The sequence below is a fragment of the Paraburkholderia sp. J12 genome (assembly GCF_905220215.1).
In the GTDB taxonomy this organism is placed as follows: domain Bacteria; phylum Pseudomonadota; class Gammaproteobacteria; order Burkholderiales; family Burkholderiaceae; genus Paraburkholderia.
The window spans coordinates 546,552-564,225 of record NZ_CAJMZC010000001.1 but is presented as its reverse complement, the minus strand read 5'-3'; the positions used below and the strand labels follow the sequence as shown (position 1 = coordinate 564,225).

Sequence of the window (17,674 nt, the reverse complement as noted above, 5' to 3'; positions counted from 1 at the left end):
ATCCTGATCGATTTCGAAAAAGCGCGGTGCTTTTTTTCACGCGCCCGAGAGTGCGGGCAGTCCCGCTCCCGTATCGTGCCAGCCGCTTTCCCAGCCGGTCTGCATGGCCGGCACCTCTCTCTGTGATGCCATGCGCCCCGCGAGCCAGTCGCCGGGCACCCGCGCATGCTTGAGCGCGAGAATCGCCTCGCACAGGAACTCGATGCTGTAGGCCTTGAGCAGATGCGGATGGTGCGCATCGATATAGGCGGAGATCCGTGCATGCTCGCCCTCGATCCCGGCGAGCGAGTAGAGCGTTTGCTTGTCCCAGCGAAACCTCAAGCCCAGCTCCGCGAATGCCGCGTTGAATGCGCCCAGGTGCGCCTCGAGGTGGCGATCGTGTTCGGCAGCGTACCGGTGGGTGGACGGTTGGCTCATGGCAGTCTCCTGAATGGCGATGGCGTGAACCAAGCGTAGGAGCACCCATGAATAAACGATAGTTAAAGTTTTTTCTGATTTGTATTCGGTATTGTTTATCGATTGAATCGGAAGAGCGAACCTGCTGCCGGGCTGCGCGTAAACCCTCCATAGCTACGTCGCTTTCGCTGATATATTGTATGTGACATGTGGAATGTTTAAAGAGCCGGTCAAACGAACGTTGGAGACAAACGACCGATGTCCGCCGATAGACAAGCCGAAGCTGAAGCTGAAGCGCTCCCGCTCACCCTCGCGCTCGAACCGATCAACGCCGCCGCGTCCCTGCGCGACCAGGCGTACGCAAGGCTCAAGCAGGCGATTGCCGAGACCGATATCTACCGCTCGCGCAACGAGATCCGTCTGGACGAGAAGGAGCTGACCGAGAAGCTGGGCGTGAGCCGCACGCCGGTGCGCGAGGCCATGACGCTGCTCGAGCAGGAGGGCTTTCTGCGCACGGTGCCGCGCCGCGGCGTGTATATCCTGCGCAAGACGCGCAAGGAGATCGTCGAGATGATCTATATGTGGGCCGCGCTCGAAAGCATCGCTGCCCGGCTCGCGACCCAGCGCGCCACCGACGACGACATCGCCCGACTGCGTCGCATGTTCTCGGACTTCGGCGACACCACGCCCTCGGACCATATCGAGGAGTACTCGGAGGCGAACATCATGTTCCATCAGTCGCTGGTGGAGCTTTCGAAGTCGCCGATCATCGTGGACACCATCAAGAACATTTTCATGCACGTGCGCGCGATCCGGCGCATGACGATCGCGCAGAGCGATCGTGCTTCGCGCTCCATCGTCGATCACATGCGCATTATCGAAGCGCTGGAGCAACGCGACACGGAGCGCGTCGAGCAGCTCGTGCGCCAGCATTCGATCGATCTCGCGCTGTTCGTGGAAGCGAACTGCGACTTTCTCGACTGATGATGTGAGTGAAGGTTGTGCCGCACGGGTATTAAAGGTAGGTATCCATAATTTTTCGGTCTGAGTTGAAATTATCGGTAACCGGATAATTTGTATGGACTGCGTAAGAATTGAGAAATATGTGGTGGTCATGATGCGCCGGAACGCCGACCGGCAAGGGCAGAGGCACTTCGCATAACGAAGCACATCTCGGCCGTCAAAAACGTCTTGACTAATATTGTGTGTGGAATATTGTATATCACGACTCACGTAACGCCCCGCCAACGAGGAGACGTCATGGCAGAAGCAGGCATCAACGAGGCGCAAAACAGCCCGGCGCCCGAGGCACAGCAAACGACAGACGGGTTTCATCTCGTCATCGACGCGCTGAAACTTAACGATATCGACACGATCTTCGGGCTGGTCGGTATCCCCATCACCGATCTCGCCCGTCTCGCGCAGGCCGAGGGCATGCGTTTCATCGGCTTTCGCCATGAGCAGAACGCGGGCAACGCCGCGGCCGTGGCGGGCTATATGACGAAGAAGCCCGGCATCTGCCTGACCGTTTCCGCGCCGGGCTTTCTCAACGGCCTCACGGCGCTCGCCAACGCCACGACCAATTGCTTTCCGATGATCCTCATCAGCGGTTCGAGCGAACGCGAGATCGTCGATCTGCAGCAGGGCGACTACGAGGAAATGGATCAGCTCAACGCAGCGAAGCCGTACGCGAAGGCCGCGTATCGCGTGCTGCACGCCGAGGACATCGGCATTGGCGTGGCGCGGGCGATTCGTGCCGCCGTGTCGGGCCGTCCCGGCGGCGTGTATCTCGATCTGCCGGCCAGGCTTCTCGCGCAGACGATCGACGCGGTCAAGGCCCAGCAGTCGCTCGTGAAAGTGGTGGATGCCGCACCGCGCCAGATTCCCGCGCCCGATTCCGTCAAGCGCGCGCTCGATGTATTGAGGAATGCAAAAAGACCATTGATCCTGCTCGGCAAGGGCGCTGCGTATGCCCAGGCCGATGCGTCCATTCGGGCGCTCGTCGAGAAGACGGGTATCCCGTATCTGCCGATGTCGATGGCCAAGGGTCTCCTGCCCGATACGCATGCGCAATCGGCTTCGGCTGCGCGCTCGTTCGTGCTGGCCGAGTCGGACGCCGTACTGCTGGTGGGCGCCCGCCTGAACTGGTTGCTCTCGCACGGTAAGGGCAAGACCTGGGGCGCGCCGGCGGCTAAGCAGTTCGTGCAGATCGATATCGCACCCACCGAGATCGACAGCAACGTGGCGATCGAAGCGCCGCTGATCGGCGATATCGGATCATGCGTAGACGCGCTGCTCGAAGGTATCGGCGACGATTTCCCGCAGCCGCCCGCCGAATGGCTCGATGCGGTTGCGCAACGCAAGAGCAAGAATCTGGAAAAGATGGCGGCGACGCTCGATAAGAGCCCGACGCCGATGAACTTCCATAGCGCGCTGCGCGCGATTCGCGACGTCTTGAAGACGCGGCCCGACATCAACGTCGTCAATGAAGGCGCCAATACGCTCGACTACGCGCGCAGCATCATCGACATGTATCAGCCTCGCAAGCGTTTCGACTCGGGTACGTGGGGGATCATGGGCATCGGCATGGGTTTCGCCATCGGCGCGGCCGTGACGAGCGGCACGCAGGTGGTCGCCATCGAAGGCGACAGCGCATTCGGCTTCAGCGGCATGGAACTCGAAACGATCTGCCGCTACAACCTGCCCGTCTGCACGATCGTTTTCAACAACAACGGTGTTTATCGCGGCACGGACGTCAACCCCACGGGTGGGGTAGATGTCGCGCCCACCGTGTTCGTCAAGAACGCGCGCTATGACCGGATGATGGAAGCGTTCGGCGGTATCGGCCATCACGCCACCACCCCCGAGGAACTCACGGCCGCGCTGCTCGAGGCGATTGCGTCGGGCAAACCCACGCTCATCAATGCCATCATCGACGAAGCCGCCGGCACCGAGAGCGGGCGTCTCACGAATCTGAATCCGCAAAGCGCGGCCATGAAGAAATAAGTTCGATCCAGTCATTCAGGCGAGAAGGACACATAAGTCCAGTTATCGGAAATCAGGAGATACGGCAATGAGCAAACCCCTCGACGGCATCAAGATCATCGACTTCACGCATGTACAGGCCGGCCCTGCCTGCACGCAGTTGCTCGCGTGGTTCGGTGCGGACGTGATCAAGGTGGAGCGTCCGGGCGCGGGCGACGTCACGCGCTCGCAGCTGCGCGACATTCCCGATGTCGATGCTTTGTACTTCACCATGCTCAACAGCAACAAGCGTTCGCTCACGCTCGACACCAAGAAGCCGGAAGGCAAGGAAGTGCTGGAGAAGCTGATTCGCGAGTCGGACGTGCTGGTGGAAAATTTCGGTCCCGGCGCGCTCGATCGCATGGGCTTCACGTGGGAGCGCATCAAGGAGCTCAATCCGAAGATGATCGTCGCTTCGGTGAAGGGCTTCAGCGAAGGCCATCATTACGACGACCTCAAGGTCTACGAAAACGTGGCGCAATGCGCGGGCGGCGCCGCTTCGACCACGGGCTTCTGGGACGGCCCCCCGACCGTGAGTGCGGCCGCGCTCGGCGACAGCAACACCGGCATGCATCTCGCCATCGGCATTCTCACGGCGCTGATCGGCCGCGACAAGACGGGCAAGGGGCAGAAGGTGGCTGTTTCGATGCAGGACAGCGTGCTCAACCTGTGCCGCGTGAAGCTGCGCGACCAGCAGCGTCTCGACCGCGTGGGTTATCTGGAAGAGTATCCGCAGTATCCGCACGGCAGCTTCAGCGACGTCGTGCCGCGCGGCGGCAATGCGGGCGGCGGCGGACAGCCGGGCTGGGTGCTCAAGTGCAAGGGCTGGGAAACCGATCCTAACGCTTATATCTACTTCACGATCCAGGGCCACGCATGGGAGCCGATCTGCCATGCACTCGGCAAGCCGGAGTGGATCGACGATCCCGACTACAAGACGGCCCAGGCGCGCCAGCCGCATATCTTCGAGATCTTCAACACGATCGAAGCGTGGCTCGCCGACAAGACGAAGTTCGAGGCGATCGACATCCTGCGCAAGTTCGACATTCCGTGTGCGCCGGTGCTGAGCATGAAGGAGATCGCGGGCGATCCGTCGCTGCGCGCGAGCGGCACCATCGTCGAAGTGCCGCACAAGGAGCGCGGCAGCTATCTGACCGTTGGCAGTCCGATCAAATTCTCGGAGCTCAAGCCGGAGGTCAAGGGTTCGCCGCTGCTGGGCGAGCATACCGACGAAGTGCTGGCGGATCTTGGCTACTCGGCGCAGCAGATCGCCGCGCTGCACGAAGTCCGCGCGGTCTGACGACAATCGTCACGGCATGCGCCGCCCTCCGTGCGAGGGCGGCGTCGCCTGGGTACGCCGTGGCTCGCCGCCCAATGTCCGTTCAACGATAGAACCCTTCCCATGCCATCCGCCATCGATTTTGCGCAACTTGCGGACGTGATAGGCGACGCCATCGTCATTTCCGATGCCGCCGGCGACATCACGTTCTGGAATCCCGCTGCGACCCGCATGTTCGGCTATACGGAGCACGAGGCGATGGGCAATACGCTCGACCTCATCATTCCGGAGCGCCTGCGCGGACGTCACTGGGAGGGCTATCACAAGACCATGGCCAGCGGCGAAACGCGCTACGGCAATGACGTACTGCGTGTGCCGGCGGTGGACAAGGCCGGGCGCGCGCTGTCGATCGCCTTTACCGTGGCGTTGCTGCGTTCGCCCGATGGTACCGTGACGGGCATCGTGGCGGTGATTCGCGACGAGACGGCGCGCTTTCAGGAAGAGCGCGGACTGCGCAAGCGTCTTGCGGAACTGGAAGCGCAGGTCCAGCAATCCTGACACTCAGGAGGAGCCGATCATGCATACCGAAACGCTCGGGCACTACGAGGTCGAACTCTCGGCCCGTCAATTGATACATAACGGCGGCTGGGCTGCGTTCGCCGCCGTTCACGAGCTTGCCGAGGATACGCGCGGCGGCGAACTGGCCGGGTTTGTATGGCAGCAGCTGGGCGACGAAACCGTCTACGCGAGCGAGGCCGCCGCGCTGGCGGGCGCGCGTGCGGTGGCGCTCGCGTTTCTCAAGTCGGGCAATCCGCAGCGCTGAGTGGTTGCCCTCCACGCGTAGCAACACGATGCCCGGCAAGAGACCGCGGCACACCGATTCCCCATGGGGCCCGAGTCAGGCGCCAAAGCGCCCAATCCGGCCGACACAGGAGACGTTTCATGAAGTTGTGGCTACGCATTCGGCGCGCCGGGTTCCTTGGCGCGCCGCCAATTGGCTGTTCCCTCGTCATCGCCTCGTTCGTCCGGGGTGCGTCATGGCGATGATCCTTGCCGTTCCGCGCGAAACGCATGCGGGCGAGCGCCGCGTGGCGGCGACGCCAGAAAGCGTCGCACAACTTATCAAACTCGGCTATGCGGTCAACGTAGAAGCGGGTGCTGGCGTACGCGCATCGTTCGGCGACGCAGCTTATCGCTCGGCTGGCGCACAGATCGTGGACGATCCGCTGACCCTCTGGAGCACGGCCGATCTCGTGATCAAGGTGCGCCCGCCGACCCTCGAAGAAGCGAACTGGCTCAAACCCGGCGCGACGCTTGCGGGCTTTATCTGGCCCGCCCAGAACGCGGCGCTGCTCGATGTGCTCGCCACGCGCAGCGCCACCGTGCTCGCCATGGATTGCGTACCGCGCATCTCGCGCGCGCAAAAACTCGATGCACTGAGCTCGATGGCCAACATGGCCGGCTATCGCGCGGTGATCGAGGCGGCGCAGCACTTCGGCCGCGTCTTCACCGGCCAGATCACGGCGGCGGGCAAGATGCCGCCGGCGAAGGTGCTCGTGATCGGCGCCGGCGTGGCGGGACTTGCCGCTATCGGCGCGGCCCGCGGCCTGGGGGCGATCGTGCGCGCCTTCGATACGCGGCCCGAAGTGGGGCAGCAGGTCGAAAGCATGGGCGCCGAATTCCTGAGCGTCGACATCGAGGAAGAGGGGGGCGGTTCGGGCGGCTACGCGAAAGAGATGAGCGCGAAGTTCATCGAGGCCGAAATGGCGCTCTTCGAAGCCCAGGCGCGCGAGGTGGACATCATCATCACCACGGCGCTGATTCCCGGCAAACCCGCACCGCGCCTCATCAGCGCGCAGACGGCGGCCTGCATGCGCGCCGGCAGCGTGATCGTGGACATGGCCGCGGAGCAGGGCGGCAACTGCGAACTGACACGTCCGGGGGAGGTGATCGATGCGAACGGCATAACGGTGATTGGTTACACCGATCTGCCAAGCCGCATGGCGAACCAGTCCAGCCAGCTCTATGCCACGAATCTGCGCCATCTGCTAACCGACCTCACGCCTGCAAAGGACGGCGAGTTGCAGATCGATATGGAGGACGTCGTGCAACGCGGCACCACGGTCATGCAGCGCGGCAGCGTGTGCTGGCCGCCCCCGCCCGTGACACCTTCGCCTTCTGCCGCGGCCGCTGCGATACCGCACAAGGCCGTAGCGGCAAACGGCCATGGCGGGGAAGGTACGGCAGGTAGCGCGGACGCCGTGCGTCGCAGGAGCCTCTGGCCTTTGGCCGCCCTCGTGGCTGCTGCGTTGTTGCTGCTGGCGCTGGGCGCGGTCGCGCCGCCTGCATTCGTCGCGCACTTCACGGTGTTCGTGCTGGCGGTGTTCGTCGGCTACCAGGTGGTCTGGAACGTCACGCCCGCGCTCCATACGCCGCTCATGAGCGTGACCAATGCGATCAGCGGAATCATCGTCGTGGGTGCGCTGCTGCATCCGGGCAGTCCGGGGACGATCGTGAGCGTGCTGTCCGGCATTGCCCTCGTGGTCGCGACGATCAACATCACGGGTGGTTTTCTCGTGACCCAGCGCATGCTGAAGATGTTCCAGCGCACCTGAGGAGACAGCACGATGAACGGAATCGGAAACATGGCGTGGCTCGGTGCGGCCACGCTCTTCATCCTGAGCCTGCGAGGCCTCAGTCACCCCGCGAGCGCGAGGCGCGGCAATCTCTACGGTGTCCTCGGCATGGGCATCGCCGTGCTGGCCACCTTGCTCGTGACGGCCGGCGCGGGTCTGCAGATCGCGCTGATCGCCGCGGTGGCGGGCGGCGGGATCGGCGCGACGCTGGCAAAACGCGTGGAGATGACGCAGATGCCGCAACTGGTTGCGGTGCTGCATAGTTTTGTCGGTCTCGCCGCAACATTGATCAGTATTGCGAATTATCTATCCGGATCGATAACGGCGAACCCGGTCGAACAGGCGATTCACGATACGGAGATCTACGTCGGCGCTTTCATCGGCACGGTGACTTTCAGCGGTTCGATCATCGCCTTCCTGAAGCTGCAAGGCACGCTGAGCGGCAAGCCGCTCGTACTGCCCGCACGGCATCTGCTCAATGCCGTGGTGATGGTCGCATGCGTCGTACTGGGTTATCGCTTCGTGAGCAGCCCAGGCGCCGGCGATGGTCTTTATGCACTGCTCGTCATGTGCGTGCTGGCGGCGGCGCTGGGCGTACACCTCGTCATGGCGATCGGCGGCGCCGACATGCCCGTGGTCGTCTCCATGCTCAACAGCTATTCGGGCTGGGCGGCCGCGGCCACGGGCTTCATGCTCGACAACGACCTGCTCGTGACCACGGGGGCGCTCGTTGGGTCGAGCGGCGCGATTCTCAGCTACATCATGTGCCGTGCGATGAATCGCAGCTTCGTCTCCGTCATTCTCGGCGGCTTCGGTGCCGTAACGGCCGCATCCGGCACCGCACCCGAGGGCGAAGTGGTCGCGACCACCGTGGACGAAGTGGGCGCACTGCTGCGCGACGCTGCGGAGGTGGTGATCGTGCCGGGTTACGGCATGGCCGTCGCACAGGCACAGGGGACGATCAGCGAAATCACGCGTCGGCTGCGCTCGCTCGGCGTGCGCGTGCGTTTCGGCATTCACCCCGTGGCGGGACGTCTGCCGGGCCACATGAACGTGCTGCTCGCGGAAGCCAAGGTGCCTTACGACATCGTGCTGGAAATGGACGAGATCAACGAGGACTTCACGAATACGGACGTCGTGCTCGTGATCGGCGCGAACGACATCGTGAATCCGGGTGCCCAGGAGGACGCATCGAGTCCGATAGCGGGCATGCCGGTTCTGGAGGTATGGAAAGCGCGCACGGTGGTCGTATCGAAGCGCAGCATGGCAACCGGTTACGCCGGCGTGGACAACCCGCTGTTCTACAAGGACAACACGCGCATGTTGTTCGGCGACGCCAAGGGCAGCGTGGATGCGTTGCTCAGGCATATCGAAGCTGCCTAGCTTCGCGCAGGCGCAGGTATTTAACGAATGGAGAGAGGCAACGTGGCACACACCGATCGCATCGACGCCGTGTATACGGCGCGGCGGCACAACCGCTGGGTACAGCTCGTGGCGGGCATTGTCTGCATGGGGCTGGTCGCGAACCTGCAGTACGCGTGGACGCTGTTCGTCGTCCCGATGGACGCCCGTCACCACTGGGGCCAGGCGGCTATCCAACTGGCGTTTTCGATATTCATCGTCACCGAAACGTGGCTCGTGCCCGTGGAAGGCTGGCTCGTGGACCGCTTCGGGCCGCGCCCGGTGGTGATGGGCGGCGCGTGCTGCGTCGCGCTGGGCTGGGTGCTCGACGCATGGGCGCCCGTGCTGCCGGTGCTTTACGTGGCGGCCGTGATCTCCGGGATTGGCGCGGGCTGCGTTTATGGCACCTGCGTGGGCACCGCGCTCAAGTGGTTTCCGGACAAGCGCGGCCTCGCGGCCGGCATGACCGCCGCGGGTTTCGGCGCGGGCGCCGCCCTGACCGTGATCCCGATCTCGAACATGATCCAGCACGCCGGCTACGAACGCGCGTTCGTGTTCTTCGGACTCCTGCAGGGGATATTCATCATGGCGCTGGCCACGCTGATGGTGCGGCCGAAGCCGCCCGCGCACGCGGCCGGCATCCGGCGCGTGGTGGCCACGAAGACCGACTACACCACGCGGCAAATGGTACGCGCGCCGATCTTCTGGGTGATGTACGCGATGTTCGTGTGCGTGGCCTCGGGCGGCATCATCGCCACGGCACAGATCGGGCCGATTGCGAAGTCCTACGGGTTCTCCTCGATGCCGGTCACGCTGATGAGCGTTACGCTGCCCCTGCTCACGATGACGCTCTCGATCAACAACCTCTGTAACGGCTTCACGCGGCCGCTATGCGGGTTCATTTCGGATCGCATCGGCCGCGAGAACACCATGTTCATCACGTTTCTCGGCGAGGGGCTCGCGCTGCTCGGTCTGCGCACCTTCGGTCACGATCCATGGCTCTTCATGCTGTTCTCGGCTCTCGTGTTCCTGTTTTACGGCGACATCTTCTCGAACTTTCCGGCGACCTGTGCCGATACCTTCGGCGCACGCTATGCGGCCGGCAATGCAGGCACGCTCTATACCGCGAAGGGCACGGCGGCCATGCTCGTTCCGGTTGCCACGCTGCTTTCGGTGCATGGCGGGTGGAACACCGTGTTCGATTTCGCGGCCTGTGTGGCCATGATCGCCGGCGTGAGCGCGAAGCTGGTCTTGCAGCCGATGCGGCGGCGCTGGATTTTCCAGTCGGCCGAGCCGGCTGCGGTGCCGGAGGGGGTGTTCACGCCGTCGCCTTTGGGGTCGCACGAATAGGCACAGTGGCGGTTCAGTCACCCAGCTGATCGGGGCGCAGTTCGGCCGCAATACCCAGATTCGCGTCGCGCGCGCTATCCGTGTAGCGCGGTGCGAGGGTGCCCTGGTGCTCGAGCAGGTCAAGCGCCGCGGCGGCGCCGATCACGTCGGCATCGGCGGCCTCGCGCAACAGGTCTTTGGCGCGATCGGCGTTTTGGGGCACGCCGTCGCCGCGGGCAAGCATCTGGCCCAGCCACAGCGCGGCGAGCGCATCGCCGGCCTGTGCTGCCTGTGCGTAGAGCGTTGCGGCTTGCGCGGCGTCGCGTGTCATCGCGGCGCCGGGCGCGCCCCGCTCGTAGGCAAGCGCGAGTGCCGTTGTCGCGCGCGTGTCGCCGGACTGGGACCAGAGACGCAGGACGGCCGCGCTGGCGGCGTCGAGCGTGAGTGCCGCATGATCCACCAGCACTTCTTCATCGAGCCAGCGCTTCGGGGTGTTCGTGCCGATCGCCGGCAGGCGAGTGCCGAAACCCGCGAGTGCGACCGGGCGGGCTGACGGGCTTGCAACTGCGCCGGCGTCCGCGGCGGTGCCGCGCACGAGTCCCGTCCAGTGCGGTCGAGCGCTTGCGTCGTATTTCTGCGGTACCGCCGCGAGACTGAGCCAGCCTGCAAGCCCGCTCGTGAACCACGGCCGCTGCACCCCATCCGTTGCGTCGGCAACATCAACCTGAACCTGCTGCATCACGTCGACGATCGAAACCCGCGGGTCCGTGATGTGCTGGGCCAGATACCACGCGAACGGACTATGGTCAATCGGCTGGCCGAGCGCGCGCATGGAGTCGAGCGCTTCGCCGCCCGAGCTCGACGAGAAAGCGACGAAGCGGCCGGTTGCGGCCCGTTCGGCCGCAAAGCCGCGTGCAGGGCCGGCGCCGCGCGCCGGGGGCGTCCTGCATGCATCGAGCAAGGCCACGAGAGTTTGCGGGTTGCCTTCGCCGGCGCGCAGCAGCGCATAGCGCAGCGGAATGCCTCGTGCACGCGCCTCGTCCTGGTCGAGATTGCGCACCGAAGCAACGTCGACGGGAATCAGATAGTTCTCGCCGCCCACCTCGAAGCCGTGTCCGGCATAGTAAAGCACGGCCACGCGCGCACCAGCGGCCATGCGGGAGAAGCGGGCGAGGTCGTCGGCCATCTGCGCGCGCGTGCGGTTCGTTTCGAGGTCGACGCTATAGCCCATAGTGGCCAGTTCCGCGCCAATGAGGCGGGCGTCGGAAACGGGCGTCTGCAGGCGATCGACTCCTGGGTAGTCCTGATTGGCTATCACGAGTGCGACCCGCTGCGGCGCGTCCGGTGTTTCTGCACGGGCAGGCGGCGCGATCTGGGTACTCACGGCGAGCGTTGTCGCAAACAGGCTGGCAATCCGGCGCACCCAGCGTGGCACGGAGGCGTTAGACGAATTCGATGGACGACGCAACGAACATTCCCCTGGGCGTTATTCTCGTGAAGGCTTTATGGTGAAGAGCCTTGTTCGGTAGAATACGTTATCTCGTTTTCATTCGCCATTTCATGACCCTCGACGTCCTCGACGATCTGGCAACGCTGCGCAACGACACCGCGCGTTTCGAAGCGTTCTATCACGGCCTGCGCCGGCGCTTTCACCGAGGCTGCCGGGTTGCGGTGCCGTGGGCCGGAGAAGACGAGATCGAGAGCACGTTGACCGACACGCTGATCGAGATCGTTCTGGAGCGGCGTGGCCGGTTTGCCTTCGATGCCGGCAAGAGCGCTTTCGAAGAGGCGCTGGCCGCCTATGTGCTTGCGGCCGCCCGCAACAATCTCATGAGCCTGCTCGCGCGCAGGGGGACGGAAACCCGGCTGTTCGATTCCGTGGAGCGCCTCGAAGCGCTGGGCGAGAGCATCGACGGGCATGTCATGCGTGAGCGCGAGCGGCCCGCTACGCCAGAACAGCAGGCGCATGCGCGGCAGCGCGCGAGCATTATGGAGGCATGCCTGCAAAAGCTCACGGCACTGGCCCGCCAGACACTGTCGCTCGCGCTGCGCGGGTACACCGATCAGGAGATCGTCGTGCGGCTCGGCGGGGCATCGGCCGTTTCGGTCCGCCGCCGGATCTTCGACGCGAAATCTCGCGTTACCGAATGCGCCGAAGCCGCGCTGGGGGACCGTTGATGAGCGAGCGAGACACCCCGTCCACGGGTCCCGGAGCGGGCCGCCCGGGTGGCGAGGATGAACCCATGCTTGCGTTGTTCCGGGGAGAAATGACGGGCGCCGAACTGGACGTGCTGCTGGCCGATGCCGGTAAAGATCCCGCAATCGCCCAACGTCTCGCCGACTGGCGGTCGCTCGCAACGCTTGCTGTGGACGAGCACGTCGAGGCCACGCGCGCGGATGCCTTCGCGGCTTTCGAGTTGCGTCTCGCGGCGGCGCGTGCCTACCCAACAACCGGTGAAAGCGGTCCGCAGGCAGCCTCGGGCACGGCGGCGCCGCGTGCGGCCCCGGTAAGCGCGCGCATGGGATGGCGCGACCGCGCGAAGTCGGCCTGGCGTGCGTGGCTCGCGGGCGGGACCGCGGGGCTGCGGCCCGTGCTCGTCGCGCTGACGCTCGTGCAGGCCGGTGTGATCGGCGTGCTGCTGCATGATCGCGATTCGACGCTTGCCGGGGCGGCGCCGGTCTGGCGTGGTGGCGCAAACCCTTGCGAGCGGGCGGTCGTCTCGCTCGCGCCTGGTGCGAGCGTGGACGATCTAATCGCGTGGCTAGGCATGAACGACGCGACCCTGCAGGGGCCAGACGCGAATGGACACTTCACGCTCATCGCTTCGGATCCCGCCGCATTGCGCACACTACTGGCCGATCCTGCCGCAAAGCACCTCGTGACCGCGCGCCAGTCCATATCGGCAGCCTGCGAATCCGGCCGCTGAAATACCACCAGAACGAGCGGCCGTTTCTCCTCTTTCTTCATGCATCGACATCGAATCCGACATTTAAAATCGGACTTCCTGTTTTCGTGAAGGCATTTCGTAAGAAAAATAAAACCGAACCGGGACTCTAATCGTACGTTCGCGTTAAAAAAATTCTCGTCGACACCGAACAAATCTCTTCCGCAAAGGAATAGGAAGGCAAGTCGGCGAGCGTGAGGCGTGTTTGCGCTGGCCGATCTCATTCGTCGAATTGTTTCCGAGAGAGGAGAGCGGGTATGAAACCCCTATCGATCCCTGCGAAAGCCGGGATTCAGCGCGATTCACTCATTCGTTTCACCGTTATGTCGTTGTTGCTGCAAAAAAGCGACGGCTTGTATCGCTTTTCCGATTCCACCGGCCCGCATCGAGAAATAGGCAGTTATTATTCTCGCCCCCTGAATTCATCTTTGGGGCGGGGTGTCAGGGCATTGTCCTTGGGTCACCGGTATAACGATTAATAAAGAGAACAACATGAAAAAAACAATCATCGCGGCAGTGGCCGCAGGGGTTTTGGCGGGCTGCGGCGGGGGCGGCGGTTCGTCATCGACGACGACGGGGCCGGGCAGCAGCGCGAGCCAGGCGCCCGCCGTTGCCCTGATCGCGGCGCCGGGCGTGGTCGGCGCCGGCACCTTCGTGCCGACCGGCGACACCGTCACCGACACGCTCGCGTACATCAACAACATGCGCGCGCAGGTGGGCCTGCCGCCACTCGCGTCGCAGCCAGGCGTTGCTCAGGCGGCCACGAATCATTCGCTCTGGGAGCAGGACAACAATACGGTCGGCCACTATGAAACCTCGGGCCAGCCCGGCTATACGGGTTATTCGCCGCTGGATCGCGTCAATCTGTACGACTCGACCGACTCGGTAGGCGAAGTCACGGCCGGCTTTTCCGGGCCCTTCGCAAGTTCCACCGAGGCGATCGAGGCCCTCTTCGACGCGCCTTTCCATCGCACCGTCATGCTGTTCGACTCGGTCTATGCGGGCGTCGGTGTGGCGAATGCGGCGACCACGTCGCAGCTTTCCACCCTGACCGTCGATTTTGCGAGCTACAAGCCGTTTATCGCCGATCCGCAACTGGTTGCGTGGCCCTACAACAGCATGACCGGGGTGGACACGTCGTGGTTCGCCAACGAAAGCCCCAACCCCATGGCCGCCTCGCCTGCGTACGAAGACACGGTGGTCGGTTATCCGGTGACCCTTTCGGGCGGCGACAACGCAGCGTTTTCGAACGTCAAGTTCGCGATCACGGACGCCACGGGCGCTCCCGTCGCCTGCCAGGAGACGGACAGCTCGAACAACGCGGAGGCCACGCGCGAGGCAATGTGCGTGCCGTTCAGCCCGCTGAAGACCAGCATGACCTACAAGGTGAACGTGACCGGATCGCTCTCCAACACGTCGCTCGGCGCGACGCCGTTCTCCGTGAGCTGGTCGTTCACGACGGCCGCGGCTGCCAATACGCCGATCGGCGCGCCCACCACGAGCGCGACGCGTGCGTTCAGGCAGGTGCAGCCCCGCCAGATCCTCCTGAACTGAGCCTGACGAACCGGGATAAGACATGAAACAACGCATTGCGCACGACCTCGCCGCGCTCGCGCCCGCCGCAGTGCTTTTGCTCTGCGGCGGCGCGTATGCGCAAACGGTGCCCACCGTGCCGGCTTCCGCGGTTCAGCCCGCGGTGGAACGCGTGGCCAGCGCAGCCACCTACATCGTGGGCGAGCAATGGACGTTCCACTATGAAAACGCTCTGGAACCCGCGAAAAACGCCACTTACACGCAAACTGTTTCGCGCATCGACGGCGATCGCGCCGAGCTCAACAGAGGGGCATCCGTCCTCGACGCAAACGGCAATCTCGTGAAGATCGGGGACGCGTCGTACGAGCCCAGCGACGGCAAGCTCCGCTTCCCGATGCGGGTCGGCGACAAGTGGACCTCTTCATACACGTATCACACCGGTTCCTGGGAGTCGATCGGTCAGCGCCAGACGAGCGTCGTCGGTTTCGAGGGCGTCGATACGGCGGCGGGTCACTTCGATGCCTACAAGATCGAGCAGGTTGTCGCATGGCGCGCCGGAGGCGGCGGCCGCGGCGAGGGGAGCACGCGGGAGACGGACTGGTACGCACCCGCCGTGGGGCGCATTGTCAAGGCCGACTTCGTCGATCAGGCAACGCATGCCGCACCGACGACGACTCACGTCGAGCTGGTGCGGTTCTCGTGCCCGCAGTAAGTGTCGTCACAGACGACCACCACTCCCGCCTGGTTCGGGCGGGAGTGGTGGTCGGCACGGGCTAAAAAAGAAGCGAACAAATCTGCGCTGTCTACGAATAGAGGGAGGCGGGTCATGTTGCGCGCACAACGGGGTGGACGGGCGAAAAATCGGTGGAAGGGGATGCTTTAAATGATTCTTTCCTGATACAGTTTGAACCTGTCAACCAGAACGAATAAATGAACCGGGGTAAAAAATGAGCACAGCACCGCATTGAGCGTGCCAGCTGTCATGCAATGAATCGGCGGGGCAATCCGGTTTAAACGCATGGCGGCAGCGCAAACGTCCTGTCGCGATCGCAGGGTTATCCGGTTTAAAACGGAGATTCCATGCGGAGCATGACGAAAAAGGCGTTTGCCAAACGTTTTACATGAGCTATTGGCGATTCATGCCGCATATATCGCGGCAGGACGGTTTGCGCGCGAAAGCGTGCTGATCCTGTTCGCCTCGAGAAAATGCATCGTGGCCTGCTGCCTGCCGGGCCATTTGATTTTCAATTGAAAACAGTACTAAAGAAGTGGCGTGTTACGCCGATATGCCATTCTGGTGGCGCAATCCGTCTGTAAGGCAGGCGAAAACGCTGCACGCGCTGTGTCAATAGATCAAGAACTGGATTTACCGATGAAGCGAAGCCTGGTGGTGGGCATTTCCACGACTCTGATCGCGGGATGCGCGATCAATCCTCAAACCGGACAACCCGATTTTTCGCCCGCTGCCAAAGCGGAGTTCAAGAGCGTCTTCGATAGCTCCGATCCTTGCTCCAACAACGATCGCAACATTGGCACGGTACTGGGCGTGGGGGCGGGCGCACTGCTCGGCCATTACCTCGGCAAGAGCACGGCAACGACCATCCTCGGTGCCGGGGCAGGCGGACTGGCGGGCATGCTGATCGGCCACGCCATGGATCAGCGCCGCTGCAACCTGTACCGCATCGCCCAGCAGTATCAGATGAAACTCGTGAGCGCGCCCATCACGGCAGCGAGCCTCGATGTTCCGGCACCGGAGGGCGGCAAGGCGGACCAGCCGGTCGGTCTCGATGTTCAGATGGGCAACCCCGACGACGAGTTCGTTCCCGGCACGGCGATCCTCACGCCGAAGGCCCTGGAATACCTCGGCAAGATCGCGGACCAGTACAACCCCAAAGCCATGCAGGCGCAACTCGGCAGCCAGGTTCCGGCGGGCCAGAGCGGAGTCGAAACGCGGCAACTGCTGGTAGTGGGCCATACCGACGAGCGCGACGGCGTTTCTGGCGTCGACCTCGCGCGCCTTTCCGAAGCGCGTGCGAGAGCCGTGGCCGAGGTGTTCCGGCAGCACGGGGTGCCGGCCGCGAATATTTCCTATCAAGGCGCGGGCGACGCATTACCCATCGCATCCAACGGTACGCAGCAAGGGCGCAGCGACAATAACCGCGTGGAAGTCGTGGACGTTCCCACCGTGAATGCGCTGAAGGCCTATGCGAGCACCCGCACGGCGAATCCGGCGAACTTCTCCGTTGCGCGCGCGGTGCCGGCAGGCGATGCAGGGCAGGACGCGCTCGTGGCCGCGGGTTCCGGTACGACGGTGCCCGCTGCTGCTGCGTCGGCTGCGCAAACAGCCGGCGCGAATGGGGCGTCGCTCGCGCCCGCTCCAGCCCCTGAGACAAGCGCAGCGGCCAAGCCCGGGGTGAAAGCGGCGACGGCCTCGCCTGCCGAGAAGACGAAGGTCGCCCGAGGTTCGTCGGGCGGCGATCAGGCTGCCTTGCCGGCCAAAATGGTCTCGCCGGTCTCGCCGGTCTCGCGTGCGAGCTCCAGTTCTGCCCAGGCTAAGGCCATGTCCGGTTTCAACGGCGAGCCCATCGGCGCGAACGGCTATCAGGTCAATCTGGGCGCATCGACCGAAAAGTCGTCGATGCTCAGCTTCATCACGGCGGCCCACGCGGACACGCCCGTCATCATTGGCTCGTGCCTGCAGGATCATCCGCACGTCAGTAGCCCGATCCGCTCGCTTGCCAACAATCAGCCGCTCAAGCTGGAGGATGCGCTGCCCGGCCTGTACGGCCAGCCCTGGCTCGGCAGCCAGGGCGATGCGGGTATCGCACTCCTGCACGTTTATGTGCCGAGCGACGGCGCCGCGCCGATTCCTCCCGTGACGGCGGAGATTTACCGCACGAACGGCAATGGCGCTTTCGACAGCAAGCCGCTCGCCCGCTACAAGGATGCCCCGGTGAATGTCTATCGCGGCACCCATGCCACGCTCTACCGGGTCTTTCTCAACAACGGCGCGCAATGTGTGGATTTGCGCGTGCCTGTACGGTCGGCCAATGCGAACGGTCTGGTCGTTTATCCGTGGAACGACGAGGAATACAAGGCGCTCGTCAATTTTTCATCGAAGGGATAAGTCA

The 17,674-nt window shown here is 63.7% G+C and carries 15 protein-coding genes; 13 read left to right on the top strand and 2 right to left on the bottom strand.

Annotated elements, in window-relative coordinates:
* Window positions 1-36 precede the first annotated feature (36 nt).
* Window positions 37-417 carry a hypothetical protein gene (locus tag U5760_RS02750; RefSeq protein WP_322009434.1) on the bottom strand — a complete coding sequence of 127 codons (381 nt, stop codon included), beginning with the start codon at window positions 415-417 and terminating at the stop codon, window positions 37-39.
* A 237-nt stretch (window positions 418-654) separates the two neighbouring features.
* Between U5760_RS02750 and U5760_RS02745 the strand changes: the two genes are divergently transcribed.
* The 8 genes from U5760_RS02745 to oxlT all read left to right on the top strand — a co-directional run bounded on the left by U5760_RS02745 (window position 655) and on the right by oxlT (window position 10,086).
* Window positions 655-1,380, top strand: a complete 726-nt coding sequence (locus tag U5760_RS02745) for a GntR family transcriptional regulator (RefSeq protein WP_322009433.1) — start codon at window positions 655-657, stop codon at window positions 1,378-1,380.
* 276 nt (window positions 1,381-1,656) lie between these two features.
* Entirely contained in the window at window positions 1,657-3,402 is a 1,746-nt protein-coding gene (gene oxc / locus U5760_RS02740) for an oxalyl-CoA decarboxylase (protein ID WP_322009431.1), read from the top strand.
* A 67-nt stretch (window positions 3,403-3,469) separates the two neighbouring features.
* Entirely contained in the window at window positions 3,470-4,720 is a 1,251-nt protein-coding gene (gene frc, locus U5760_RS02735; protein WP_322009429.1) for a formyl-CoA transferase, read from the top strand.
* Between the two features lie 102 nt (window positions 4,721-4,822).
* Complete coding sequence (locus U5760_RS02730; RefSeq protein ID WP_322009427.1) at window positions 4,823-5,257, top strand: PAS domain-containing protein; 435 nt, start codon at window positions 4,823-4,825, stop codon at window positions 5,255-5,257.
* 19 nt (window positions 5,258-5,276) lie between these two features.
* On the top strand, window positions 5,277-5,522 hold the full coding sequence (locus U5760_RS02725) for a hypothetical protein (RefSeq protein ID WP_322009425.1): 246 nt from the start codon (window positions 5,277-5,279) through the stop codon (window positions 5,520-5,522).
* A 214-nt stretch (window positions 5,523-5,736) separates the two neighbouring features.
* Window positions 5,737-7,314, top strand: coding sequence for a Re/Si-specific NAD(P)(+) transhydrogenase subunit alpha (locus U5760_RS02720; RefSeq protein ID WP_322009423.1), 1,578 nt, complete (start codon window positions 5,737-5,739; stop codon window positions 7,312-7,314).
* Window positions 7,315-7,326: 12 nt separating this feature from the next.
* Window positions 7,327-8,718: an NAD(P)(+) transhydrogenase (Re/Si-specific) subunit beta gene (locus U5760_RS02715; protein WP_322009421.1), complete on the top strand. Its 1,392-nt coding sequence runs from the start codon at window positions 7,327-7,329 to the stop codon at window positions 8,716-8,718.
* Between the two features lie 27 nt (window positions 8,719-8,745).
* The gene (gene oxlT / locus U5760_RS02710) at window positions 8,746-10,086 is read left to right on the top strand and encodes an oxalate/formate MFS antiporter (RefSeq protein ID WP_415914023.1); all 1,341 of its coding nucleotides are present in this window, start codon (window positions 8,746-8,748) and stop codon (window positions 10,084-10,086) included.
* Window positions 10,087-10,099: 13 nt separating this feature from the next.
* Here the strand turns inward: oxlT and U5760_RS02705 are convergent, their stop codons facing one another.
* Window positions 10,100-11,449, bottom strand: a complete 1,350-nt coding sequence (locus U5760_RS02705) for a caspase family protein (RefSeq protein ID WP_322009419.1) — start codon at window positions 11,447-11,449, stop codon at window positions 10,100-10,102.
* A gap of 176 nt (window positions 11,450-11,625) precedes the next feature.
* On the opposite strand from U5760_RS02705, the gene U5760_RS02700 reads away from it, so the two are divergent.
* The 5 genes from U5760_RS02700 (at window position 11,626) to U5760_RS02680 (ending at window position 17,670) form a co-directional block, all read left to right on the top strand.
* A complete protein-coding gene (locus U5760_RS02700; RefSeq protein WP_322009418.1) occupies window positions 11,626-12,243 on the top strand; it encodes a hypothetical protein in 618 nt (205 codons plus the stop codon).
* Window positions 12,244-12,308: 65 nt separating this feature from the next.
* Window positions 12,309-12,992 (top strand): hypothetical protein, encoded by a 684-nt coding sequence (locus tag U5760_RS02695; protein ID WP_322009417.1) that lies wholly within the window; start codon window positions 12,309-12,311, stop codon window positions 12,990-12,992.
* Window positions 12,993-13,502: 510 nt separating this feature from the next.
* A complete protein-coding gene (locus U5760_RS02690; RefSeq protein ID WP_322009416.1) occupies window positions 13,503-14,564 on the top strand; it encodes a CAP domain-containing protein in 1,062 nt (353 codons plus the stop codon).
* A gap of 22 nt (window positions 14,565-14,586) precedes the next feature.
* Window positions 14,587-15,255: a hypothetical protein gene (locus U5760_RS02685; protein ID WP_322009415.1), complete on the top strand. Its 669-nt coding sequence runs from the start codon at window positions 14,587-14,589 to the stop codon at window positions 15,253-15,255.
* Between the two features lie 660 nt (window positions 15,256-15,915).
* Window positions 15,916-17,670, top strand: a complete 1,755-nt coding sequence (locus U5760_RS02680) for an OmpA family protein (RefSeq protein WP_322009414.1) — start codon at window positions 15,916-15,918, stop codon at window positions 17,668-17,670.
* The last annotated feature ends 4 nt before the right edge of the window (window positions 17,671-17,674 follow it).

Bases quoted from the DNA above. Each gene is read 5' to 3' on its own strand.
- U5760_RS02695 (WP_322009417.1), top strand. From the start codon at position 12,309: ATGCTTGCGTTGTTCCGGGGAGAAATGACGGGCGCCGAACTGGACGTG.
- oxlT (WP_415914023.1), top strand. From the start codon at position 8,746: ATGGAGAGAGGCAACGTGGCACACACCGATCGCATCGACGCCGTGTAT.
- oxc (WP_322009431.1), top strand. From the start codon at position 1,657: ATGGCAGAAGCAGGCATCAACGAGGCGCAAAACAGCCCGGCGCCCGAG.
- U5760_RS02700 (WP_322009418.1), top strand. From the start codon at position 11,626: ATGACCCTCGACGTCCTCGACGATCTGGCAACGCTGCGCAACGACACC.
- U5760_RS02685 (WP_322009415.1), top strand. From the start codon at position 14,587: ATGAAACAACGCATTGCGCACGACCTCGCCGCGCTCGCGCCCGCCGCA.
- U5760_RS02690 (WP_322009416.1), top strand. From the start codon at position 13,503: ATGAAAAAAACAATCATCGCGGCAGTGGCCGCAGGGGTTTTGGCGGGC.
- U5760_RS02680 (WP_322009414.1), top strand. From the start codon at position 15,916: ATGAAGCGAAGCCTGGTGGTGGGCATTTCCACGACTCTGATCGCGGGA.
- U5760_RS02730 (WP_322009427.1), top strand. From the start codon at position 4,823: ATGCCATCCGCCATCGATTTTGCGCAACTTGCGGACGTGATAGGCGAC.
- U5760_RS02715 (WP_322009421.1), top strand. From the start codon at position 7,327: ATGAACGGAATCGGAAACATGGCGTGGCTCGGTGCGGCCACGCTCTTC.
- U5760_RS02750 (WP_322009434.1), bottom strand. From the start codon at position 417: ATGAGCCAACCGTCCACCCACCGGTACGCTGCCGAACACGATCGCCAC.
- U5760_RS02720 (WP_322009423.1), top strand. From the start codon at position 5,737: ATGGCGATGATCCTTGCCGTTCCGCGCGAAACGCATGCGGGCGAGCGC.
- U5760_RS02725 (WP_322009425.1), top strand. From the start codon at position 5,277: ATGCATACCGAAACGCTCGGGCACTACGAGGTCGAACTCTCGGCCCGT.
- U5760_RS02745 (WP_322009433.1), top strand. From the start codon at position 655: ATGTCCGCCGATAGACAAGCCGAAGCTGAAGCTGAAGCGCTCCCGCTC.
- frc (WP_322009429.1), top strand. From the start codon at position 3,470: ATGAGCAAACCCCTCGACGGCATCAAGATCATCGACTTCACGCATGTA.